At 40.9% G+C, this 22,049-nt stretch carries 23 protein-coding genes; 16 read left to right on the top strand and 7 right to left on the bottom strand.

What is annotated here, in order from left to right; translation table 11 throughout:
- Positions 1-24: 24 nt before the first annotated feature.
- Both ACXAHI_RS09460 and ACXAHI_RS09455 read right to left on the bottom strand, forming a co-directional pair.
- Positions 25-561, bottom strand: coding sequence for a DUF6944 family repetitive protein (locus ACXAHI_RS09460; RefSeq protein ID WP_474847302.1), 537 nt, complete (start codon positions 559-561; stop codon positions 25-27).
- Between the two features lie 75 nt (positions 562-636).
- Positions 637-1,836, bottom strand: coding sequence for an MFS transporter (locus ACXAHI_RS09455; RefSeq protein ID WP_474847301.1), 1,200 nt, complete (start codon positions 1,834-1,836; stop codon positions 637-639).
- 159 nt (positions 1,837-1,995) lie between these two features.
- Here ACXAHI_RS09455 and ACXAHI_RS09450 point away from each other — a divergent pair, with 159 nt between their 5' ends.
- Positions 1,996-2,154 (top strand): DUF1540 domain-containing protein, encoded by a 159-nt coding sequence (locus ACXAHI_RS09450; RefSeq protein ID WP_270180019.1) that lies wholly within the window; start codon positions 1,996-1,998, stop codon positions 2,152-2,154.
- 21 nt (positions 2,155-2,175) lie between these two features.
- Here ACXAHI_RS09450 and ACXAHI_RS09445 read toward each other — a convergent pair whose 3' ends face one another.
- The gene (locus ACXAHI_RS09445) at positions 2,176-2,619 is read right to left on the bottom strand and encodes an SRPBCC family protein (RefSeq protein WP_474847300.1); all 444 of its coding nucleotides are present in this window, start codon (positions 2,617-2,619) and stop codon (positions 2,176-2,178) included.
- Positions 2,616-3,425 carry a helix-turn-helix domain-containing protein gene (locus ACXAHI_RS09440; protein WP_474847299.1) on the bottom strand — a complete coding sequence of 270 codons (810 nt, stop codon included), beginning with the start codon at positions 3,423-3,425 and terminating at the stop codon, positions 2,616-2,618. The genes ACXAHI_RS09445 and ACXAHI_RS09440 overlap by 4 nt, the downstream gene beginning before the upstream one ends.
- A 251-nt stretch (positions 3,426-3,676) precedes the next feature.
- On the opposite strand from ACXAHI_RS09440, the gene ilvD reads away from it, so the two are divergent.
- Positions 3,677-5,371 carry a dihydroxy-acid dehydratase gene (gene ilvD / locus ACXAHI_RS09435; protein WP_474847298.1) on the top strand — a complete coding sequence of 565 codons (1,695 nt, stop codon included), beginning with the start codon at positions 3,677-3,679 and terminating at the stop codon, positions 5,369-5,371.
- Positions 5,372-5,478: 107 nt separating this feature from the next.
- Positions 5,479-6,474 carry a nuclease-related domain-containing protein gene (locus ACXAHI_RS09430; protein WP_474847297.1) on the top strand — a complete coding sequence of 332 codons (996 nt, stop codon included), beginning with the start codon at positions 5,479-5,481 and terminating at the stop codon, positions 6,472-6,474.
- A 212-nt stretch (positions 6,475-6,686) separates the two neighbouring features.
- Here the strand turns inward: ACXAHI_RS09430 and ACXAHI_RS09425 are convergent, their stop codons facing one another.
- Positions 6,687-7,106, bottom strand: a complete 420-nt coding sequence (locus ACXAHI_RS09425; protein WP_474847296.1) for a VOC family protein — start codon at positions 7,104-7,106, stop codon at positions 6,687-6,689.
- Positions 7,107-7,319: 213 nt separating this feature from the next.
- Between ACXAHI_RS09425 and ACXAHI_RS09420 the strand changes: the two genes are divergently transcribed.
- Positions 7,320-9,353, top strand: coding sequence for a catalase (locus ACXAHI_RS09420; protein ID WP_474847295.1), 2,034 nt, complete (start codon positions 7,320-7,322; stop codon positions 9,351-9,353).
- A gap of 638 nt (positions 9,354-9,991) precedes the next feature.
- Here the strand turns inward: ACXAHI_RS09420 and ACXAHI_RS09415 are convergent.
- Entirely contained in the window at positions 9,992-10,729 is a 738-nt protein-coding gene (locus ACXAHI_RS09415; protein WP_474847294.1) for a SurA N-terminal domain-containing protein, read from the bottom strand.
- A 180-nt stretch (positions 10,730-10,909) separates the two neighbouring features.
- Here ACXAHI_RS09415 and hpaB point away from each other — a divergent pair, with 180 nt between their 5' ends.
- Positions 10,910-12,343, top strand: coding sequence for a 4-hydroxyphenylacetate 3-monooxygenase, oxygenase component (gene hpaB / locus ACXAHI_RS09410; protein ID WP_474847293.1), 1,434 nt, complete (start codon positions 10,910-10,912; stop codon positions 12,341-12,343).
- Positions 12,344-12,501: 158 nt separating this feature from the next.
- On the top strand, positions 12,502-13,824 hold the full coding sequence (locus tag ACXAHI_RS09405; protein ID WP_474847292.1) for a short-chain fatty acid transporter: 1,323 nt from the start codon (positions 12,502-12,504) through the stop codon (positions 13,822-13,824).
- A 47-nt stretch (positions 13,825-13,871) separates the two neighbouring features.
- Here ACXAHI_RS09405 and ACXAHI_RS09400 read toward each other — a convergent pair whose 3' ends face one another.
- A complete protein-coding gene (locus tag ACXAHI_RS09400) occupies positions 13,872-15,317 on the bottom strand; it encodes a carbon starvation CstA family protein (protein WP_474847291.1) in 1,446 nt (481 codons plus the stop codon).
- A 355-nt stretch (positions 15,318-15,672) separates the two neighbouring features.
- Between ACXAHI_RS09400 and ACXAHI_RS09395 the strand changes: the two genes are divergently transcribed.
- The 10 genes from ACXAHI_RS09395 to ACXAHI_RS09350 all read left to right on the top strand — a co-directional run bounded on the left by ACXAHI_RS09395 (position 15,673) and on the right by ACXAHI_RS09350 (position 21,999).
- Positions 15,673-16,650: an acyltransferase family protein gene (locus tag ACXAHI_RS09395; RefSeq protein ID WP_474847290.1), complete on the top strand. Its 978-nt coding sequence runs from the start codon at positions 15,673-15,675 to the stop codon at positions 16,648-16,650.
- 122 nt (positions 16,651-16,772) lie between these two features.
- Positions 16,773-17,879 carry a peptide-methionine (R)-S-oxide reductase MsrB gene (msrB, locus tag ACXAHI_RS09390; protein ID WP_474847289.1) on the top strand — a complete coding sequence of 369 codons (1,107 nt, stop codon included), beginning with the start codon at positions 16,773-16,775 and terminating at the stop codon, positions 17,877-17,879.
- 130 nt (positions 17,880-18,009) lie between these two features.
- Positions 18,010-18,378, top strand: a complete 369-nt coding sequence (locus tag ACXAHI_RS09385; RefSeq protein WP_474847288.1) for a YidH family protein — start codon at positions 18,010-18,012, stop codon at positions 18,376-18,378.
- A gap of 144 nt (positions 18,379-18,522) precedes the next feature.
- The gene (locus tag ACXAHI_RS09380; protein ID WP_270180005.1) at positions 18,523-18,783 is read left to right on the top strand and encodes a metal-sensitive transcriptional regulator; all 261 of its coding nucleotides are present in this window, start codon (positions 18,523-18,525) and stop codon (positions 18,781-18,783) included.
- A 54-nt stretch (positions 18,784-18,837) separates the two neighbouring features.
- Complete coding sequence (locus ACXAHI_RS09375; protein ID WP_270180004.1) at positions 18,838-19,317, top strand: DsrE/DsrF/DrsH-like family protein; 480 nt, start codon at positions 18,838-18,840, stop codon at positions 19,315-19,317.
- Between the two features lie 13 nt (positions 19,318-19,330).
- Positions 19,331-19,684, top strand: a complete 354-nt coding sequence (locus ACXAHI_RS09370) for a rhodanese-like domain-containing protein (protein WP_474847287.1) — start codon at positions 19,331-19,333, stop codon at positions 19,682-19,684.
- A gap of 14 nt (positions 19,685-19,698) precedes the next feature.
- Positions 19,699-20,007 (top strand): rhodanese-like domain-containing protein, encoded by a 309-nt coding sequence (locus tag ACXAHI_RS09365; RefSeq protein ID WP_474847286.1) that lies wholly within the window; start codon positions 19,699-19,701, stop codon positions 20,005-20,007.
- A gap of 23 nt (positions 20,008-20,030) precedes the next feature.
- A complete protein-coding gene (locus ACXAHI_RS09360) occupies positions 20,031-20,594 on the top strand; it encodes a sulfurtransferase TusA family protein (protein ID WP_474847285.1) in 564 nt (187 codons plus the stop codon).
- A 39-nt stretch (positions 20,595-20,633) separates the two neighbouring features.
- Entirely contained in the window at positions 20,634-21,755 is a 1,122-nt protein-coding gene (locus tag ACXAHI_RS09355; RefSeq protein ID WP_474847284.1) for an MBL fold metallo-hydrolase, read from the top strand.
- Positions 21,756-21,771: 16 nt separating this feature from the next.
- Complete coding sequence (locus tag ACXAHI_RS09350; protein ID WP_270180000.1) at positions 21,772-21,999, top strand: sulfurtransferase TusA family protein; 228 nt, start codon at positions 21,772-21,774, stop codon at positions 21,997-21,999.
- Positions 22,000-22,049: the final 50 nt, after the last annotated feature.

Genomic DNA, 22,049 nt, shown 5'->3' with positions numbered 1-22,049 from the left:
GGTGCTGCCACCAGGGATTTTTATTTACGGATATTTAGTTTGGCCGATAGCTGAAATGACAGATCCAACTGCTTGGATCCAACTACCCACTACATTGAGATTTTGTGCTTCTTTGCCTTTAAGTTCTTGCGCTCCTGATACAGCTTGGAGTGAGTTACCGATGACCTGAAGTAAGTTCCCATAGATGTTATAAAGTTGTTCCTCTGAAGGCGTTTGTTCGAACGCATCTCCAAGCGAAGCACTTCCTCCAAGCGCCTGGAGCCAGTTTCCATCAATATTGAGGATCTGACTGATGCGTGAATCACTATCTATAAGGATGCCAGCGACAACTGTTGAATTACCAACAGCTTGAATTTGGTTTCCTACTTTATTCAGATTAAAGGTTTCAACGGTATCTGCAATCAAAGCATTGCCTGTACCTTGCATGACGTTTCCAATCAGGTTAAGGGCATTCTTTAGCTCGTCACTCAATGATTTAAATGGTGTACTGCCAGTTGCAGCCAAAATGGTTCCTATCGCTTGGATCCAGGAACCTAATACAGCCTTTGTTTGATTGTCCATTGAAAATCGCCTACTCTATAGTAGTCCTAACATAGTGTATACAATTTCCCTTAGTTTGGTTCGAAAGTTGAGTCGTTAGCTTACTTTGATTGTTAAATTAGCTTTTTGACCAGCTTTATATTTTGTGAAGAAGGTAACGGTAATTGTGATCGATAGGATACCGAACATAACACACATCAACTGCAGGCCGATCAAATCTAACATAAGACCTGTTAACAAGAGCACAACTTGGAAGATGATTCGGTCGAGCATGTTTCGAAACGAAAAGAACCTTCCGTGGTATTCTTTTGGTACCCTTGTTTGGAAGATCGTCGCAGCGGTTGGAAAAAAGCATCCGACTGAAAATCCAAAAATTGCAAATGCAATCACAGACAGTACAGGAACCCATGCAAAGAATAACAAGAGCTGTGACAATCCGATAATAAATGAAAATACGAACAAAATGGTGTACGGAGATAAGTTATGAGCGAAGCGTTTTACAGTGAATGCTCCGATCATAAATGCGATGCCTTCAGCTGTGTAGATCCAGCTTTTAATCAATGTATTGTCTTGTAGTTCACTTATGTTGATGACCAACAGGTTAAATCCCCCGATGAATAACAATGGAACCATCGTCATGATAAGCGTCATCATAACGATCGGTAGCTCTTTCACGATAGGGAACAAGTCTTTAAACCCGCTCTGACCTTTAGAAATAGCAGCTCCCGTTTCTTTATTTTCATCAATTTTTATGAAAAAGGTTAAAATGAACAACAGTAAATAAGCGACTAACGACATCGTGTACATGATGCTGAGAGACATGATCGCAAGAAAGATCCCTGCAACTGCTGTTCCTAGAATCCGTGATAATGTAGAGACGTTCATATGGACTCCGTTCATCTGAAGTAAATCTTTTTCTTTCACGATAAGTGGAATGGCTGCCTGAAGTGCCGGAAAATAAAAAGCTGCTGCCAGTTGAACCATTACTAAGAAAACAACCATCCATAGAACAGAACCGGTCTGGATCGCAATCAACATAAAAACAACGCTCAATGAACGTACAAATCCAGCCATAAGCATGACGGTTTTCTTTTTAACTTGGTCCGTTATTCGACCGGCAAGTGGACCGATCGCAACACCCGCTAACAGTCCCGCTGCTAGAATGACGGCTTTCATAAAATCTGATGGTACTTTTTCTTGCATAAATTCAAGGTTACCGATGATACCAAGCCATAGTCCAAGCCCGGCAACAAATTCCCCAATTAAGAGAATCCATACATTTTTATTTCTCCACATAGCTGTTCCCTCAATCTCATAATATTTCTACCATCATATCACGTAACGCCGTAAAAAAATTAGGTTATATTTGTCTATTGTGAAGATAGCGAAGATAACGGTGCCACCTGCATGAAAAAAATACTTTATGCTCATCTTAACGGTAAGGAGGTGAGAGACATGGCATTAGATGTACTATGTGAAGTTGCAAACTGTGTCCATAACCGTGATGGTAGAAAATGCGAGGCGGACGAGATCTATGTTGTGAGTCACAAGGGGAAGAAAGCGAGCAACAGTGAGGAAACCGATTGTAAAACGTTTGAACCTGGTGTTCTATAAGACGCCAAAACAAAGCCGGTTCTACTCGAGAACCGGCTTTTCTAGAATGTTTTTTAAGTTTTGATAATCTTGATCAACTGAACGGTGCACCATCTTTTTTAACAAAGGAGTTGCAAGCTTGAAAAGCCCGCCAGGATTCCCTTCAACAACTGCCCTTACAAGACATCCCTCTTCAGCCGCTTCTACAGACCTCGTTACTTTGATTGGAAACGTGCTCGTTACACTTTCTATTTGAATACACGTATTCGGTTCAAAACGAGTGACAACGAATGAGGTGATGATTCGTTTGCCTAGAAACGTTGCGATTTGGTCGTAAGTTGACCCTTCCTGAAGTGGACCTTCAGAAGTGAAAGCTGCTTCAATCATTCCGCCTTGCCATACAGGGTTATTCTCGAAGTTCGAGATATAGTCGAATACGACAGAAGGATCACGGTTGATGACTCGTTCAGTTTTAACCACCATCATTTTTGAAGCTCACGATATGTCATACCTTCTTCTACATACTGTTTTAAGAAAGTACCGAGTAGTTCCTTCCAGCCTCCATCATGGGCAGAGTGCCATTCAGGATCAAGTAAGCCTGAAGCATGATGAGATAACGCAATGACGGTTTCTCCATCCTCTTCACGAAGCTTATAGCTATATGCACTATTAACTGCTCCTTGCATGCCCAATAAGCCATTTAATCGAATCTCATACGGTGCGTTGATGAACGTAATCGTTCCCCATAACGCGCCTGCCTCACCCGATGCGCCGACTTCTATAAAACGACCGCCAACCTCTGGCTCAAAAGAGAGGGTCGATCCTTCCCCGCAAAGTCGATATGCCCACCAAGAATTGATATCTTCTGTTAGCGATTTAAACACTTGATCGATCGGTGCTTGAATACGAATTTCTTGCTCGATTTGAAATGTGTCGTGCTTGTATCCTTGAGTTTCCATTTTGTTTGTACCCCTTTCGAGAGTAGATTTTAATGATAGTAGGGAAGAAGCATTCATTGCCTGGTACTTGTCCATCCAGCGGTCATACATTTGTTGAATTGGAACTGCGTTCAAGTAATTCATCCTCGAACGCCCTTCTCGCCGTACAAGAACCAAATTCGCTTCCTCTAGTTGAGATAGATGTTTCATGACCGCATAACGACTAATGTCTTCAAACTGCTCATCTAAATACCCTGTCGTTTTTGGGCCGTCTTTCAATAGGTCGAGAATTTCTCTCCTTGTAGGATGAGTTAATGCTTTAAAAGTTGCGGTTAACTCCTCATCAATGGCCAATTTTTATCACCCCAACTTATCATGTTACTAAAAGGTAACATTTATTATGTGACTTAATAGTAACATGTTATGCGTTTAATCAAAAGACATTTTTTCAGGTAATAATTGGTTAGAAAACGCTTACTATAAAATGTTACGTAAAAATTCTGATAATGGTTTGCAGATGGAGCTGAAAACTAGTATTATCAAAGAATATAAATTTTGAATAAACAAAATTATTAATTTTCACGCAAGGAGAAAGGGTGAGAAGAATGACAGAAAAAAAAGATTTACGCATCCGAAGTAAAGTGATCAGCGAGGGTGTCAACAGGGTTCCAAATCGCTCTATGCTTCGAGCGGTTGGATTTACAGATGAAGATTTTAAAAAGCCTATGATCGGCGTAGCAAGTACATGGAGCGAAGTAACGCCATGTAACGTACATATTGATAAGCTTGCTAGGGAAGCGAAAGGTGGGGCTAGAGATAATGGTGGAGCCCCTATGATCTTCAATACGATTACGGTATCAGATGGGATTGCGATGGGGCATGAGGGCATGTTTTATTCTCTTCCTAGCCGTGAAATCATCGCTGATTCAATCGAGACGGTTACAAACGCAGAACGATTAGATGGCATCGTAGCGATCGGCGGATGTGATAAAACGACACCGGGATGTATGATGGCGATCGGAAGAATGAACATCCCTTCCGTTTATGTATATGGCGGTACGATTCAGCCCGGAAAGCTGAACGGAAACGACATCGACATCGTTTCTTCGTTCGAAGCCGTCGGCCAATATCAAGAAGGGAATATTAATGAAGAAGAGCTACACAAAGTAGAATGCAATGCCTGCCCGGGAGCAGGTGCATGTGGAGGAATGTACACGGCGAATACGATGGCATCTGCTGTTGAAGCGCTCGGCATGAGTATCCCAGGTTCTTCTTCAACACCTGCCGTTAACGACTACAAAGAATCAGAATGTCGCCAAGCAGGGGAATTAGTCGTGAATCTGTTAGAAAAGGATATTTACCCACGCGACATCATGACAAAGAAAGCTTTTGAAAATGCGATTACCGTTGTCATGGCACTTGGAGGATCGACAAATGCGTTTCTTCATCTAACTGCAATGGCGCATTCAGCTGGTGTCGACCTTACTCTCGATGATTTTGAAACTGTACGTGAGCGCGTTCCTCACATTGCTGATATGAAACCCAGCGGTAAATATGTCATGCAAGATCTATATGAAATCGGCGGGGTCCCAGCAGTCATGAAGTTGCTTCATGAACATGGTCTTCTCCAAGGAGATTGTCTCACTGTTACGGGTAAAACGGTCGCTGAAAACTTAGCTGAAGTGGAGTCTCTAACGGAAGGACAAGTCGTCATCAAGCCCCTCAACGATCCGATCAAGCCGAACGGTCCTCTTGTCGTGCTTCGAGGTAACCTAGCCCCTGAAGGTGCCGTTGCCAAAATGTCTGGCCAGAAAATCAGTCGTTTCGAAGGCCTAGCACGTGTTTACGACAGTGAGGCAGAAGCAACAACCGCGATTGAAAACAACGAGATCAAAGAAGGCGATGTTCTCGTTATTCGAAACGTTGGACCAAAGGGCGGACCTGGAATGCCAGAGATGCTTTCGATCACAGCGATGATCGTCGGTAGAGGTCTCGGCGGAAAAGTCGCGCTGCTAACTGACGGTCGATTCTCTGGTGGTTCTCACGGGTTCGTGATCGGCCACGTTTCTCCTGAAGCGTTCGTTGGCGGCCCAATCGGATTGCTGAAAGAAGGCGACACAATTACGATCGACAGCGATACGCAAGAAATCAATTTCAACGTAACAGATCTCGAACTTGAAAAGCGTAAAGCGGAATGGGTCAGACCAGAATTGCGTTACAAAACTGGTATTCTAGGAAAATATGCAAGACTCGTATCTTCCTCCGCCAAAGGCGCAGTAACGGATTTGGATATTGAATAGCACGAAGGCTTCCCTCTTTTGGAGGGAGGTCTTTTTTTATTGAGGAGGAGTGGAGGGAGTGGAGGAGAATGTTAGTTAGGTGAAAAGATGAAAGGACTGAAGAAAACGTGATAGCCAAACATCGAAACACCCCGCATTACCTCCTCAAACTATCTGCTCTTATGAAACGTCTTCCCGCACACCTGCCAATAATAGAAGAAGTCAGAGAACAAGTAGCGATTCATAAAGCTGGTTTTCACGGAGAACGTTCGCTAGATTTTCCTCTTAGTTTTCTGAATAGCAAAGACCATACCGTTTATCATGATATTCGCATCGCTAACGGCTCATTTTATTTTCAAATCGACTCATTGGTCGTAACTCAGTATTACTTACTAGTGATAGAAGTGAAAAATATTTCTGGCACTTTGTTATTTGATCCAGTTTTTAACCAACTTATTAGAACGTCAAGGAATGGTGAGGTGGAAGAAGCATTCCCAGATCCCTTAACCCAGGTGAGGCGACAGCAGTTACAATTACTAACGTTTATGAGGCAGCATCGAATTTCTGATCTACCTATTGAAACCCTCGTCGTTATAAGTAATAAAAGCACAGTTGTTAAAGCAACGAATGAAACAAAAAGAATAGCTACTCAAGTGATTAAAAGTGATTACCTTCCTACAAAAATAAAAGAGTTTGATAGGAAGTATCAGAATGAAATGCTATCGATAAAAGAGGTTAAAAGATTAGGACGCCTGCTCGTGAAGCATCACACTCCACTTGAAATCGATGTTTTAAAGAGGTTCTCACTTACGCGCTCTGATCTTTTAGATGGCGTTCACTGTCCTCGATGTGGCTATTTACCGATGAAGAGACTCCATGGGAGGTGGTGTTGTATGAATTGTGGAGAGGTTTCGAGGGATGCTCATCTGGAAGCGTTGAGGGATTATGCTTTGTTGGTGGATGAATGGGTTACGAATCAAGAGGTACGGAGGTTTTTGAAGATGGAGTCTAGTGATGCAGCTACGAGGTTGTTAAGAGGGCTTAATCTAAATTATTCTGGTACTAATAAAGGCCGTAGATACCAGCTAGAAAAAGTGAAGTTTCAGAGTTTCGCGGATAAATAACTCTTTTCGCGGATATCTAAGGTGATTTCGCGGATATATCTTAAAAATCGCGGATATAATCAAATTTTCGCGGATATATTCGGAATATCGCGGATAACGGCTCTTTTTAGCCTTTCAAAACCCATCTGCACCCCCGCTCCAGCCACATCCCCCACAAAAACCCCACAAAAAAACCCGTCACTCTCCGTGACAGGCTCTCATTCACTCAATGATTACTTTGCTTTCGCCTTTTCAAAGTTCAAATCCCACGTAATTCCGTATGCATCCTTAACTTTTCCGAAGATTGCGCCCCAAAACGTGTCTTGAAGCTCCATTTTGACAGTTCCTCTTTCTTTCAATCGTCCATAGATCTCGTTGATTTCTTCTTCAGAATCGAGCTCTAGTGCTAAAGAAATGTTATTTCCTACAGCTATATTCCGGTTTTCGAACGTATCAGAGACCATGAAGTAAAGGCCATCGCTTCTAAAGCGGGCATGCATAACACGGTCGTCCATGCCTGGAGGGGTTTCGAAGTCTGCATCTCCGAAAGTTTGGAGATCCGTAATTTCACCACCGAAAACTTCCTTATAATAGTTCAATGCTTCTTTCGCTGTGCCTTCAAATGTAAAGTATGGAACTGCTTGTTGCTTCATTAAATACACGCTCCTTTTTAGTTAGTAGAATGCTTTCATCACCATTATAGTATAGCTCATTTCAATCCCCTAGTCTAGAACGTACGTTCCTAATCTTTTCTCAATTTTAAGGTGAAGATTATTCTTCCAAAAAAATGTTTTATTTTGGGAGAGAGAGGGGATTCACCATGTAGACGATTTTTTACATATTTCGTTAGAGGAGGAGAACTAAGAATGAGTGACGAGCACAACAAGAAAAAAGAACAATTAGAAAAATATAGTACGACCGACGAAGGTAAGATGACCACGAATCAAGGGCAAAAGGTATCTGAGGATGAATTCTCATTAAAAGCTGGTGAGCGTGGACCAACTTTGATGGAGGATTTTCACTTTAGAGAAAAAATGACACATTTCGACCATGAGCGTATTCCTGAACGAGCTGTTCATGCGCGAGGGTTTTCAGCTCATGGTGAATTTCAAGTATATGAATCGTTAGAAGAGTTAACAGATGCTGAATTTTTAAAAGATCCATCTAGAAAAACACCTGTATTTGTTCGTTTTTCTACCGTTGCTGGCTCTAAAGGTTCTTCTGAAACGGTACGTGACGTAAGGGGATTTGCGACACGTTTTTATACAGATGAAGGGAATTTCGATTTAGTAGGTAATAACATCCCGGTTTTCTTCATTCAAGATGCGATTAAGTTTCCTGACTTAGTGCATGCTGTAAAACCAGAACCTCATACTGGAATCCCACAAGCCGCTTCAGCGCATGATACATTCTGGGATTTCATCGCAAATAATCAGGAATCAGCACACATGGCGATGTGGGCGATGTCTGATCGTGCAATCCCAAGAAGTTTCCGTATGATGGAAGGATTCGGCGTTCATACATTCCGTCTTGTGAATGCAAAAGGAGAAGCAAACTTCGTTAAGTTCCATTGGAAGCCAAAGCTAGGCGTTCACTCTCTTGTTTGGGATGAAGCGCAAAAGCTTTCTGGTAAAAATGCTGATTTCCATCGTGCTGACTTACTAGAAGCCATCAATAATGGAGACTATCCTGAATGGGAGCTCGGCTTACAGATCATCAAAGAAGAAGATGAGTTTAATTTTGATTTTGATGTACTCGATCCAACAAAGCTTTGGCCTGAGGAAGATGTTCCTGTCAAGATAGTTGGTAAGATGGTGCTAAACCGTAACGTAGAGAATGTTTTTGCAGAAAATGAACAGGTTGCATACCATCCGGGGAACGTCGTGAAGGGAATCGACTTCTCAAACGACCCGCTATTACAAGGACGTTTGTTCTCTTACACTGATACACAGATTAACCGATTTGGAAGTGCAAACCATCATGAACTGCCGATCAATAAACCAGTTTGCCCATTCCATAATAATCAGAGAGACGGGTTCATGCGTCAAACGATAAATAAAGGTCAGGTTAGCTATCACAAGAACTCTCTTGCTGATAATCAACCGGAGCCAGCAACAGAAGAAGAAGGCGGTTATGTACATTACCAAGAAAAAGTAGAGGGTCATAAGATTCGAGCTCGAAGTGAGAGCTTTAAAGATCATTTCTCTCAAGCAACGTTGTTTTGGAACAGTATGAGTGATGTTGAGAAAGAGCACATTATGAATGCATTTAGCTTTGAGCTAGGTAAAGTTGAAAGTAAGTCCGTTCAGCAGCAAGTGGTGAACATGCTAGGGAATGTGAATCTTGATCTTGCTACATCAGTTGCACAAAACATTGGAGCTGAAGCACCTAGAGAAGGTGGATCAGATGTAACGAAAGCTTCTCCTGCTCTTAGCCAGATCAATACAAAGTTTGAGCCTACTACTCGCAAAGTCGGTGTAATCGTCGACGATGGCTTTAATGGTAAAGAACTGATCGCTGTGCTTGATGAGTTGAAGGAACAAGGCATTATGCCAGAGCTCATCAGTGATAAACTTGGCGTGAAGAAAGGTAACGATGGTGCTGAGGCTGAAATCGATCATACATTCTTAACGAGTGAATCCGTGCTCTTCGATGCGATTTATGCAGTAGGCGGGGATAACGAAAACAAAGCGTTTTATCAAAAAGCAAACTACTTTATTAATGAAGCATTTTCTCATTTCAAACCGATCGGTGGAACACATGAAGGTGCGAAATGGTTAGAAAATAATAACATGAGAGGCAGTGCGGGAGTCGTCGTGGGTGATAATCCAGAAGACTTTGCAAAGGAATTTGCGAATGCTGTTGCAAAACACCGTCACTGGGACCGAGAACTAGTTTAAGGTATATTCCAATTTAACAAAGGAGCTATCACGTATTGTGATAGCTTCTTTTTTTAATGAAAGGCTATGTTAAGGTTTAATATTGATACTCCACAAAAAATAGCAACATCCAGTTTTGTGGAAGTTGCTATGTGATATATTTTACTTGATAATTAAAACGAATAGGTTAATTAAGTGAGGATATTATTTTCTATCAATCATTGAAGATATCCTTCATTTCATTTTTTTCTTTTTTTAATCGTTGAAAATGCCTATCGATTCGTCTTGCTATAAAAGGCAGAAATATTACTATTAACATAAGCCAAAGCATAAAATTTCTCCATTTTTAAAGAATTTTCCCAGTCAAACTCCCCTAACCCTTTTGTTCGTGAAAAAAAGAGTTGTTGAACTTAGCTAATCTAAGTGTACCATAAGTTTCCATATACTGTACCATAATCAAATCATTCATAGTAACCACATTTCTTCTCTGCTGGGGTTATTTTCTTGAATGGTTTAAAAAATAACAGTTGCTCTCACGATTATCACCAACCCTTGAATATATAACCTGATAGCAGAACTTTAGTTTCCTTCAATCAATCAACAACAGACATCGACTAATAAAAAAACCGCCGAGGATCATTCCTCGGCGGCTTCACGTCTTACACGTTGATTTTGATATCAGCGTCTTCTTTAAGTTTCTCGATATGCTCTTGCTGTTTCTTTTGCTTTTTCTCGCCTTCAAGACCTTCTTTAATCTGGTCTTTTACTTCTTCGAATTTCGGCATTTCTTCTGAGTTACCTTGTTCTTTTGCTTGCTCATAATATTGCTTCATTTCTTCTTCTGTTACTTCTTCGACTTTGATCTCTTTATCTACATATGCAGAGTATTGAACGTTTTTCGCGATTTCTTTCTTGAGTTCATCTAATGTCATGCCGCTCTCTTTAAGGGCTGCTTCAAATTTCTTTTCATCGCCATACTGTTCTTTCAAGCTTGCAAGTTCTTCTTCTACTTGCTTTTCTGATGCTTCATAGCCTTTGTCGTTAGCGGCTTGAAGGATTAATTCTTGTCCTACCATACTTTCAGCTACTTGCTTTTTAAGCTTCGTTAGCTGTTCTTCAGAAACCTCTTGGCCCATTTGGTGATACTGCATTTGGTTTTGAGTGTAGAGTGCGTTGAAGTCTTCACCTTTAATTTCTTCACCATTTACGGTTGCAATTACTTTATCTTCTTCTACTTTATCAACTTCGGGTTGTGATTGTTCAGAACCGTCTTTTCCTTCAGCTGATTTTTGTTCTGTATTGTTTTCGCTATTACCTTTGCTTTCTTCATTTCCTCCACAAGCTGCAAGCGCAACAAGTAAAAGGCCAGTTATCATTAAATAAGTTAGTTTTTTCAAGTCACATGCTCCTTTCAAAAGGCTGTTCCCATTGTTCCACAAATTTTCCACTTTGAAAACCCCATGAGTAAACTATGGGACAAATTCCACAATTCTATTACGTCATAGAAACATGGGTAACTACCTTGCCACATGTCCACCTTAATTTGCATAAACTAGTACTAGAAAGGGGGAGCATTTTTGATTAATGGGAAACAGTTCGTCGATAGAATCGATGCCCTCCAGAATGAGGTATGGATTGAAGGGAAAAGGTGTAAGGATAAATTATCTGAATCAGCACCTTTCAAAGGTATTATCGCCAGTAAAGCCGAACTTTATGACTATCAGTGTTGTTCGGAACAACAGGAATTGTTTAGTTACACAACACATGATGGGGAAAAGTATGGCTTCTCGTATCATCAACCTCAAACTGTAGAGGATTTAATAAATAGAAGAAAAGCTACTCAGAGCTGGGCTAGATTAAATGGTGGTCTGGTTGGTCGTCCGCCGGATTATATGAATACATTAGTTATGGCGTTGGCTGCAGCATCTCCTCATCTATCAAAAGGTGAACGACCATTGGGAGAAAATATGAAGGCGCTCTATGAGCTAGCGAAATCGAAGGATCTATCGATCACACATACCTTCATTAATCCTCAGGTGAATCGTTCTATCTCACAATATTTAGATGATGCTACGATAACTGCGGCTAAAGTAATTGAAGAAAATAAAGATGGGATTGTCATCCACGGTGCTAAGCTCTTAGCAACGCAAGGAGGATTGACCGATGAGCTTCTTGTTTTGCCCAACGGACAGAGCTTAGATGAGTCGTTCATCTTTGGGTTTATGATCCCTTCCAATACGAAAGGACTTCGGTTCTTATGCAGAGAGTCCTATCGATATCGTGAATCGTCGTTTGACCATCCGCTAGCAGCAAGATTTGAAGAGGGAGACTCACTTGTGGTGTTTGACAATGTGTTAGTCCCTTGGAATCGTGTGATACTCTACAAAGATTTTCAGGTTTTAAGTGATTTGGATGCCGAAACCGGTATGTATGCTTTTCTTCAATATCAGGCTGTTTGTAGACAGGTTGTGAAATTAGAGTTTCTGCTGGGCTTGTGTGAGGCGATGTGCGATGCCATTCAGATTAGTGAATTTGAACACGTGAAGCTCAAAATGACGGAGATCATCGTCTCCCTTGAAATCATGAGGGGGTTACTTCTATCTTCAGAAGTGAATAGTGAAGTAAACCGCTATGGAACGCGCGTGCCAGACAATAAGCCACTTCGTACAGCCAACAACTACTTTGCAAAAACATATCCAAGGTTGATCGAAATTACACAATTGCTCGGTGCGAGCAGCATGATTTCGTTACCAACTGAAGATGACTTTGAGTCTAAGATCAAAGGTGATTTAGGTCAATATCTTCAAGGAGCTAATATCGATGCGAAGGAACGCGTGAAGCTGTTTAGAGTAGCATGGGATATCGGGATGAGTGCGTTTGGGTCAAGGCAAACGCAGTTTGAACGTTTTTTCTTTGGAGATCCGATCAGACTCTCTACTTCTTTTTACAACAGTTATCCGAAGCAGGCGTACCATGATATGGTGCAAGACTTTTTAAATAGTGAAAAATAGTGGCTGTCGAGAGTTCTCGACAGTTTTTCTTGTGGTTAATAGAAGCTCCCTCTTAAATAGTTTTTTTGTTTGTAATCGTTTTCATGAATTGGAAGGAGTCACCTAGAAAAATGTCGAATGAGGTTAGGGTGAGAAGGACTGTAGAAGGAGTTGAAGTCATGTTAAAAGCAGCTATATCCGTATCAAATCGGGTGATGCAACGGTACTTACCCGACCCGTTCTTATTCGTTATTTTGTTAACATTAGTTGTGTTCGGTCTTGGTTTGATTTTCACAGGAAGTTCACCAGTACAAATGGTTCAATTCTGGGGAGAAGGGTTTTGGAATTTACTTTCCTTTTCCATGCAGATGGTTCTTGTTCTCGTGACTGGTTATGTTCTTGCAAGTAGCCCGATTTTCAAAAGAGGGCTAGGGTGGCTTGCGGGGTTAGCTAAATCCCCAGGACAAGCAATAGTATATGTCACTGTAATTTCACTGATGGCAAGCTGGATTAACTGGGGATTTGGTCTCGTGATCGGTGCGCTTTATGCAAAGGAACTTGCTAAGAAAGTTGATAAAGTAGATTATCGTTTACTTATCGCGAGTGCTTATAGTGGTTTTATCGTCTGGCACGGTGGACTAGCAGGATCCATCCCGCTCACCATCGCGACACCTGATCATTTTTCAGTAGATCAAATCGGCTTGATTTCAACTGGTGAAACGATCTTTTCCCTATTTAATCTTCTCATTGTAGGAGCATTGTTTCTTTGTCTTCCGGTGATTAATTATTTCATGTCACCAAGGGAGGAAGAGCGCGTATTCGTTGATCGTTCCTTACTTGAGACAGAGGATTTACAAGCTGCTACTGCAGAAGGAGAGCTCACCCCAGCAGATCGTATCGAGAACAGTAAAGTTCTATCTATGATCATGGGGTTAGTCGGATTATCTTATCTCTTCTATTATTTTATAACGAATGGTTTCCAGCTTAATTTAAACATTGTAAACTTTGGATTTCTCTTTTTAGGTATCCTATTCCACGGTACTCCGAAGCGTTTTCTAGAATCAGTTACGGATGCCGTTAAAGGCGCAAGTGGCATCATCATTCAGTTTCCTTTTTATGCGGGGATCATGGGGATGATGGTAGCTTCTGGCCTAGCTGCTCAGATGTCGCAAGGATTTGTTTCGATATCGAATGAGTGGACGTTCCCTTTCTTTACATTTCTAAGTGCAGGGATCGTAAACTTTTTCGTTCCTTCTGGTGGAGGGCAATGGGCAGTGCAGGCACCAATCGTACTAGATGCAGCGAAAGAGCTTGGTGTTTCGATTCCAAAGGCAGCTATGGCTGTCGCTTGGGGAGACGCCTGGACAAACCTTATCCAACCTTTCTGGGCGCTACCAGCACTTGCAATTGCTGGCTTAAAAGCAAAAGACATCATGGGCTTTTGCGTCATCGTCTTAGTTGTAAGTGGCGTAGTGATTTCTGCTGGACTTGTATTCCTATAAAATAAAAGCTGCTTCCCTTCATTAGAAAGGGAAGCAGCTTTTTTATGTTATGATGCGACTTGTTCAACACTGAAGTTTGGCTTTTTACGCTCTTTCCAAACTTGATAGCCGAACCATAGTGCGACGATCAAGGTGATGACGCCACCAAGAATCATAGAAACAGTGTAAGGAAGCTCAAATCCTTCTGGGGCTAAGAATAAATACGTCGCAACCGTCATCGTCATAAAGAGTGCAGGTAGACTACAGATCCAGTGGAATTTCTTGTTCTTAACTAGATACATGGCACCAGCCCATAGCATTACTGTCGCAACAAGCTGGTTTGTAAACCCAACGTACCTCCATAAAAACGTGTAGTCCATCTGCGTAAGCATAAAGGTAGGCAATGCAACGATACCTGTGAGCAATAGCGTTTTGCCACTTCCAGAAGGTTTCCCTTTGTTCTCCTTCTTCGTAAAAAGATCTGCAAGCATCATTCTAGAAGAACGTAGTGACGTATCACCAGTTGTAATCGGTAGTACGATGACTCCAAGGATGGCCAAGATGCCCCCGACCGTTCCAAGAAGAGAAGAGCTGATTTCGTTTACGACTCCAGATGGACCTCCTGCAGCAAGTGTTTCTTGTAAACCACCAGTGCCACCAAAGAAGGTCATCCCGGCAGCTGCCCAAATCAATGCGATGATACCTTCTGCGATCATAGCTCCGTAAAATACTTTTCTTCCTTCACTTTCTTTTTTCATTGTCCTTGCGATGATTGGACTTTGCGTAGAATGAAATCCTGAGATTGCTCCGCAGGATACAGTAATCATAAGAAGTGGCCATAATGGTAGATTATCTGGGTGTAAATTCGATAGCGTTAAATTTGGAACGGCATGATCCATAAAGAACAATCCGATTCCAATCGAGACAGCCATTACGATCAAAATAACACCAAAGATTGGATAGATCTTTCCAATGATTTTGTTTACTGGAAGTACTGCAGCAATAACGAAATATGCAAAGATGATCAGAAGACAGGCTAAAAAGCTTAACGGTGTAACCTGTGCCATCAACTGAGCGGGACCAGCTGTAAAGGCAGCAGCTACTAACACCATAAGAACGATCGAAATGATGTTGATCGCGCCTTGTGCACCTCTTCCTAAATATCTTCCCACTAAAGAAGGATATTGCTCTCCGTTATGTCTTAATGACATCATCCCAGAAAAATAATCATGAACAGCTCCGGCAAAGATACAGCCGATTACGATCCAAATGAAAGCAACTGGGCCATATAGTGCTCCGAGAACTGCTCCGAAAATAGGACCAAGACCAGCTATGTTTAGTAGTTGGATCAAACTACCTTTCCACCAACTCATCGGCATATAGTCCATGCCATCTTTCTGTGTATAAGCAGGAGTTTCGCGATGATCATCAATGCCGAAAATTCGCTCAACCACCTTAGAATAAACAATATAACCAAGAACCAATAATGCAATTGCACCGACAAAAGTGATCATGTTACTTCCCTCCTAATCATGCATGTTTGAAAATATAACACTCATTGTACGTATCAAATTGACAAAATACAATAGATTATTCAGAAAAAATAAAATAGTTATAACTATAGAACTGCAGAAGCGCTCAGAACCACACGAAATATGCAAAAAGCAGGACCTTAGACACCTTCTAAACCTCCCTGAATATGTAAACAAATCCTTTTCAAAAATGACCGCTAAAATACGAATATTACAATTCGAATAACTAATAGTGAAATGGGGTAAAAATGAACGAGAAACGGGTATTATGATGGTGGACATTATTGAAATCTACTAATACAACATCGTTTTTATCGTCTGAGGAGGGACATCAATCGTGTCACAGCGTATTGCATATTTTGATAACAGTAAAGCAATTTTGATATTACTAGTTGTGGGAGGCCATTTGGTCACACCATTTATCGCTGACTCGCGATTACTATATAGTTTCTATCACGTAATTTTTATTTTCCATATGCCAGCTTTTATCTTTTTAACTGGTTACTTTACACGAAAAGCATCTGGAACAAAGTATTACTGGAAGATTTTCACTACCTTTCTTCTCCCATATGTTTTGTTTCAAGTCGTTTACGCAGTTTATTACACGAACCTTTATGAGAAGCCTTTCCAGATTGAGTTTCTTACCCCGAGGTGGGCGATGTGGTTCTTGTTATGTATTGCAGCGTACAAACTTCTTGCACCTATTATTTTGAAAAGCAAAACAAGCTTATTGCTTACTTTTAGTATTACTGCAGGACTTATCGTGGGTTATTTCGATATTGAAAGGTTTCTTTCTCTAGATCGTCTGTTTGTCTTTTTGCCATTTTTTGTTTTAGGTGTCGTCATGGGGCGGAGTGAAAAGCCGATCCGTTTACCATATATGAAGTGGATAGCTCCAGTAGTCCTTGGTGGATTGTTTCTCCTTTTCTACCTTTATAGAATAGAGGGATTAACAGATCTCCTATATGGAACATATGTCTATGAATCGAACTTAGGGCTGCTTGTGCGTTTAGGGTATTACGTAGGAACGGCATTTGTGATGTTCATGTTCTTCTCTATCATTCCAAAGACGCCAATCGTCATCACACCGATAGGATCACGAACATTTGCGATTTATCTTTTCCACGGATTCATCATAAAATGGTTTCTTGAGCAGCAGTCTGCAGAGGTTATCTCTACCTTGTGGGGTATCCCATTCATCGCAATCTTTACACTTACCATCGCGATGATACTAAGCCTCCCATTCTTCTCAAAGCTTCTTGCCTTTGACCGTTGGCTGCCATCCCCTGAAAAATTAAACGTTAGTAAACGATAGGAACGCTATAAAGGCGTTCCTTCTTTTATGTTCAAAGCAAAAATCTCTCTTTTCTAACTAAGATGAGTTACACTTAGAATAAGTGGAGAGCTGTTGAACCTTAGCAGAGGGAGGAACTGTGAATGAAGAAATCTAAAATCATCATGTTGCTTGGTTTGTTAACCGTTCTGATATTTGCAGGCCCAAAACTGTATGATGTTTTATTCAATCGGTCTTATGGAAGTGAGCCCGTTAAAGCTGTAGATGAAAACCTAGAAGTAGCGACCTTTGCTGGAGGGTGCTTCTGGTGTATGGAACCACCTTTTGAAAAGCTAAATGGTGTTGAAGAAGCGATTTCAGGTTATATTGGGGGCGATACAAAGAACCCATCATACGAAGATGTTTCTTCAGGAAACACAAATCATGTAGAAGCCGTTCAGGTGCATTATAATCCCGATATCGTTTCTTATGAAACGCTATTAGATGTTTTCTGGCGTCAAATTGATCCAACCGATGAAGGAGGTCAATTTGTAGACAGAGGAGATCAGTATGTATCAGGTATTTTTTATCATGATGAAAAACAGCGAGAACTAGCGGAGAAGTCCAAGGAGGACATTGCGAATTCTGGACGTTTCGATGAACCGGTCGTAACGTTTATAAAGGAAGCTCCTACCTTTTATGTAGCTGAGAAATACCATCAAGACTACTACAAAGAAAATGAGTTTCGATACAATATATATAGGAAGAATTCCGGGCGCGATCAGTTTTTGGATGAAGCTTGGGGGAAAGATCGAGAAATAGAGCAGCCAAACCAAGGTGTTTCTTATACGGATGAAGAATTGAAGGAAATGCTTACGCCCCTTCAATATGAAGTGACTCAAGAGGATGGTACTGAGAAAGCTTTTGATAATAAATACTGGGATAATACAGAAGAAGGTATTTATGTGGATATTGTGTCTGGTGAGCCATTGTTCAGTTCTACTGACAAGTATAAGTCAGGAACGGGGTGGCCTAGTTTTACTAAACCACTAGTTGACGAAAATATCGTAGAAAAAGAAGATAAAAGCCTCTTTATGACTCGTACAGAAATTAGGAGTAAGAACGCCGACTCACATTTAGGTCATGTTTTTGAAGACGGTCCAGAGCCAACTGGTTTAAGGTATTGTATGAACTCTGCAGCGCTCGATTTTATTCCTAAAGAAGAATTGAAAGAGAAAGGCTATGGGGAATTCTTAACTCTTTTTCAATAATGCGAAGGTAGCATGTAATGCTGCCTTTTTTTATATTTATTGATCACCTTGTGTAAACTGTAGGTTGAGGCAATACCCTTGAAATTTTACGGGAGGGGGTATAAGATCGAAGGGTAGGATGGTGAGACGATTGGAAGAGAAAAAAGCAGATGGTAGAGTCCAGCAGCTGCTTGCGAATGAACGTACGTTTTTGGCTTGGATCAGAACGTCGATTGCGATAATAGGAATCGGCTTTCTAGCAGCGAGCCTTCACTTTACAAGATCTGTAGGTGAGCGTGCGGATGACAAAATTATTGTATTCATCAGTTTCACCTCATTGCTGTTTGGGTTATTAACCATGGCGGGCGGGGCAGTACAGTTTTTTAGAACGCGAAAGAAGATTATGAGCTTTGAGGTTCCTTCTTCAACATGGATCGTACTCTTTTTGATCGTTATCGTACTGATGATTATCGCGCTTATTATCGTATATTTTGTTATTCAAATAAACTGGTTGTCGTAGCTATAGATCATAGCCTATTGACATTTAAATTCAGTACGTTATAATACCCCTATAGGTATTAGTTATTGAAACATCGCACTTATTGATATAAATTTTTTTGGTTGCATAAATACCCCTATGGGTATATAATGTGGAGGTGAGCAAGTGAACTACGATAAAAAAGTGATCAACCGAATCAAGCGAGTCGAAGGCCAGTTAAGAGGCGTCGTTCGAATGATGGAAGAGGGGAAGAGCTGTGAAGAGATTGTTACGCAACTTTCTGCAACGAGGTCAGGAATCGATCGTTCGATAGGTCTTATCGTTGGTTCGAACTTAGAGCAGTGTCTTTTAGAGCAGCTTGAACAAGGAAATTCAACAGAAGATACAGTGAAAGAAGCGGTTCAACTGTTAGTTAAAAGTAGATAAAAAAAATTTTAGTTTAAAATATACCCTATGCGGTATATAGAGGAGGAAATAAAGATGAGTGAAACAAAGTCAACAAACATTGTCCTTTTTAGTGGTGATTACGATAAAGCGATGGCAGCTTATATTATTGCAAATGGTGCAGCTGCTTATGATCATAAAGTAACGATCTTCCATACATTCTGGGGTCTGAACGCACTTCGAAAAGATGAGCATGTTAAAACGGATAAAGGTTTTCTTGAAAAAATGTTCGGTAAAATGATGCCTCGTGGTGCAGATAAGATGGGTATTTCAAAGATGAATTACGCAGGTATGGGACAGAAGATGATTAAGAATGTAATCAAGAAGCACAATGCGATGGAATTGCCACAATTGATTGAGATGGCTCAAGAACAAGACGTTGAGCTTGTTGCTTGTACGATGACGATGGATCTACTTGGTCTACAAAAAGAAGAGCTCTTAGATGAGATCGAGTATGCTGGCGTAGCAGCTTACCTTGGTGATGCAGAAGACGGTAACGTAAACCTGTTTATTTAATTGGAGGGGTAAGATGGAATTCCTAATTGTTATAGCGATTGTGTTATTAGGTTCGATTCTTTTGAAAAGAAGTGGAAAAGGCGTTCATACCATTAGTTCCGAACAAGCAAAATCGAAGTTTGGAAATCGTGATGTACAGTTCATCGATGTAAGAACGCCGATGGAATACAAAGGCAACAAAGTGAAGGAATTTAAGAATATGCCGCTCGATCAGCTTAATAAGCGAGGCAAAGAGCTTGATCCAAAGAAAGAAACTGTTGTGCTTTGTCAGAGTGGCATGAGAAGTGCTCGTGCATGTAAGGTGTTAAAGAAACAAGGGTTTACTAATCTTTATAATGTTCGCGGTGGGTTAAACGCGTGGAGATAAAGGAGGAAGGTCATATGTCAGGATATGTGAAAGATATTACGCCAGTCGAATTGAACGAGATGTTAACGAAAGGCAAAAAATTGAGCATCGTTGATGTTCGTGGTCCAGGAGAGGTTGCAACAGGTAAAATACCTGGGGCTTACAACATTCCTGTGAATGACATTCAGTCTAGAATGAGTGAACTCGACAAAGAAACAGAGCATATCATCGTTTGTCAATCTGGTGGGAGAAGTAGTATGGCATCGATGGTATTAAAGTCCAACGGCTATAACGTCTTGAACATGACAGGCGGAATGTCGGAGTGGACCGGTGAAACAGAATAACCAAACATTTAGGAGGTATCGTTATGATTCAAACAGATCACGTATTAGATGCTAAAGGGCTTGCTTGTCCTATGCCGATTGTCAAAACGAAAAAAATGATGAAAGATCTAAACCCTGGAGTTGTTCTCGAAATTCAGGCAACAGACAAAGGCTCAAAAGCTGATATTAAAGCATGGGCTGAGAAAGTAGGGCACCATTATCTAGGAACTGTAGAAGAAGAAGATGTGTTGATCCACTATTTACGCAAAGCTTCTGATCATGAAACGGTTCCAGAACAAAAACATCCTCACGTTATCTCAAATGAGGAGTTGACTGAATTACTTTCTGAGGATGGTTACACCCTTTTAGATGTTCGTGAACCAGCTGAATATGCGTTTAGTCATATTCCTAATGCGATTTCTATGCCACTTGGAGAAATTGAAGATAAGATGAATGAACTTAATCGTGATAAGAAAGTACTCGTTATCTGCCGTACCGGGTCAAGAAGCGATCTAGCTGCTCAAAAACTAGCTAACAGTGGTTTTGAGGCGATTAATGTGATGCCTGGTATGTCAGGTTGGACTGGCGAAACAACGTCAAAAGTATAATTTTTTTTACTAACAAAAATACGGTTGGGGGTATAAAAGATGAGCTTGAAAAAGATGCATGCAAGTGAAGTAGCATCTAGAATTATTAATAAAAACGATCTCTTTATTCTTGATGTTCGAAATGAGGATGCATACGCAGACTGGAAAATTGAAGGTGAGTCTGTAAAAAGTATGAACGTTCCTTACTTTGATTTAATCGATGGAGTAGAAGAAATTCTTGAGGATCTTCCTAAAGATAAAGACATCTTGGTCGTTTGTGCGAAAGAAGGGTCTTCTATCTTTGTAGGGGAAGAATTAGTAGAAGCTGGTGTTCAAAACGTTTCTTACCTACCTGGTGGAATGAAGGCATGGAGTGAATACCTTGAACCTGTAAAAGTAGGGGATCTTCCAGGAGGGGCTCTCTATCAATTTGTGAGACTCGGTAAAGGTTGTCTTTCTTATATGATCGAATCAAATGGGGAAGCTGCAGTGGTTGATGCGAACCGTATGATCGAGAACTACACATCTTTTGCAGAAAAGAAAGGCCTGAAGATTAAAGCTACGTTTGATACTCATCTTCACGCAGATCATATTTCTGGAGGCAGAGATTTAGCTGATCAAATGAACGCGTCCTACTACCTTCCTGAAGAAGATGCAGGAGAAGTGACGTTTGAGTACACGCCTCTAAAAGAGGGAGATGTATTTACAATTGGAGAAGTAAAGCTCGAGCCACTCTATTCGCCAGGTCATACGATTGGAAGCACGTCTTTCGTCGTTCAAGATCAGTTTCTACTAACAGGAGATATCTTGTTTGTTCATTCGATCGGACGTCCTGACCTTGCTGGTAAAGCAGAGGATTGGGTTGGCGATTTAAGAGAGACGCTGTATAACCGTTATAAAGACATGGCGGGCGAATTGACAGTGTTGCCAGCACACTTTTCAAAGATTGAAGAACTTGGTGAAAATGGTGAAGTTTCAGCGCAACTCGATGAACTTTATCGTGTGAATGACGGGTTAAACGTAGAAAAAGAGGAAGATTTCCGCACGATGGTAACTGAAAACCTTCCTCCTCAGCCAAATGCTTATCAAGAAATTCGTGAAACAAATATGGGTAAAATCAGCCCTGATGTAGAAGCGCAAAGAGAAATGGAAATTGGACCAAACCGCTGTGCGGTAAAATAATTAGGAGGTTATTAACATGAATGCACAAAAAACATTAGACGCAAAAGGACTAGCTTGTCCAATGCCAATCGTTAAAACAAAGAAAGCAATGAAGGAAATCGAATCAGGAGAAATTCTTGAGATTCAAGCAACAGATAAAGGTGCAAAAAGTGATCTGACTGCATGGGCAAAATCTGGAGGACATGAACTTCTTAAGTCAGAAGAAGAAGACGGCGTATTCTCTTTCTGGATTAAAAAGGCGTAAGTTAAGATATGGGGTACTGTTCAGTGCCCCTTCTTTATTGTGAGGTGAGT

It is taken from the genome of Anaerobacillus sp. ABD4_527, assembly GCF_056160805.1.
The sequence above is the reverse complement of the archived record's forward strand: the minus strand, read 5'-3'. Positions and strand labels throughout refer to the sequence as shown.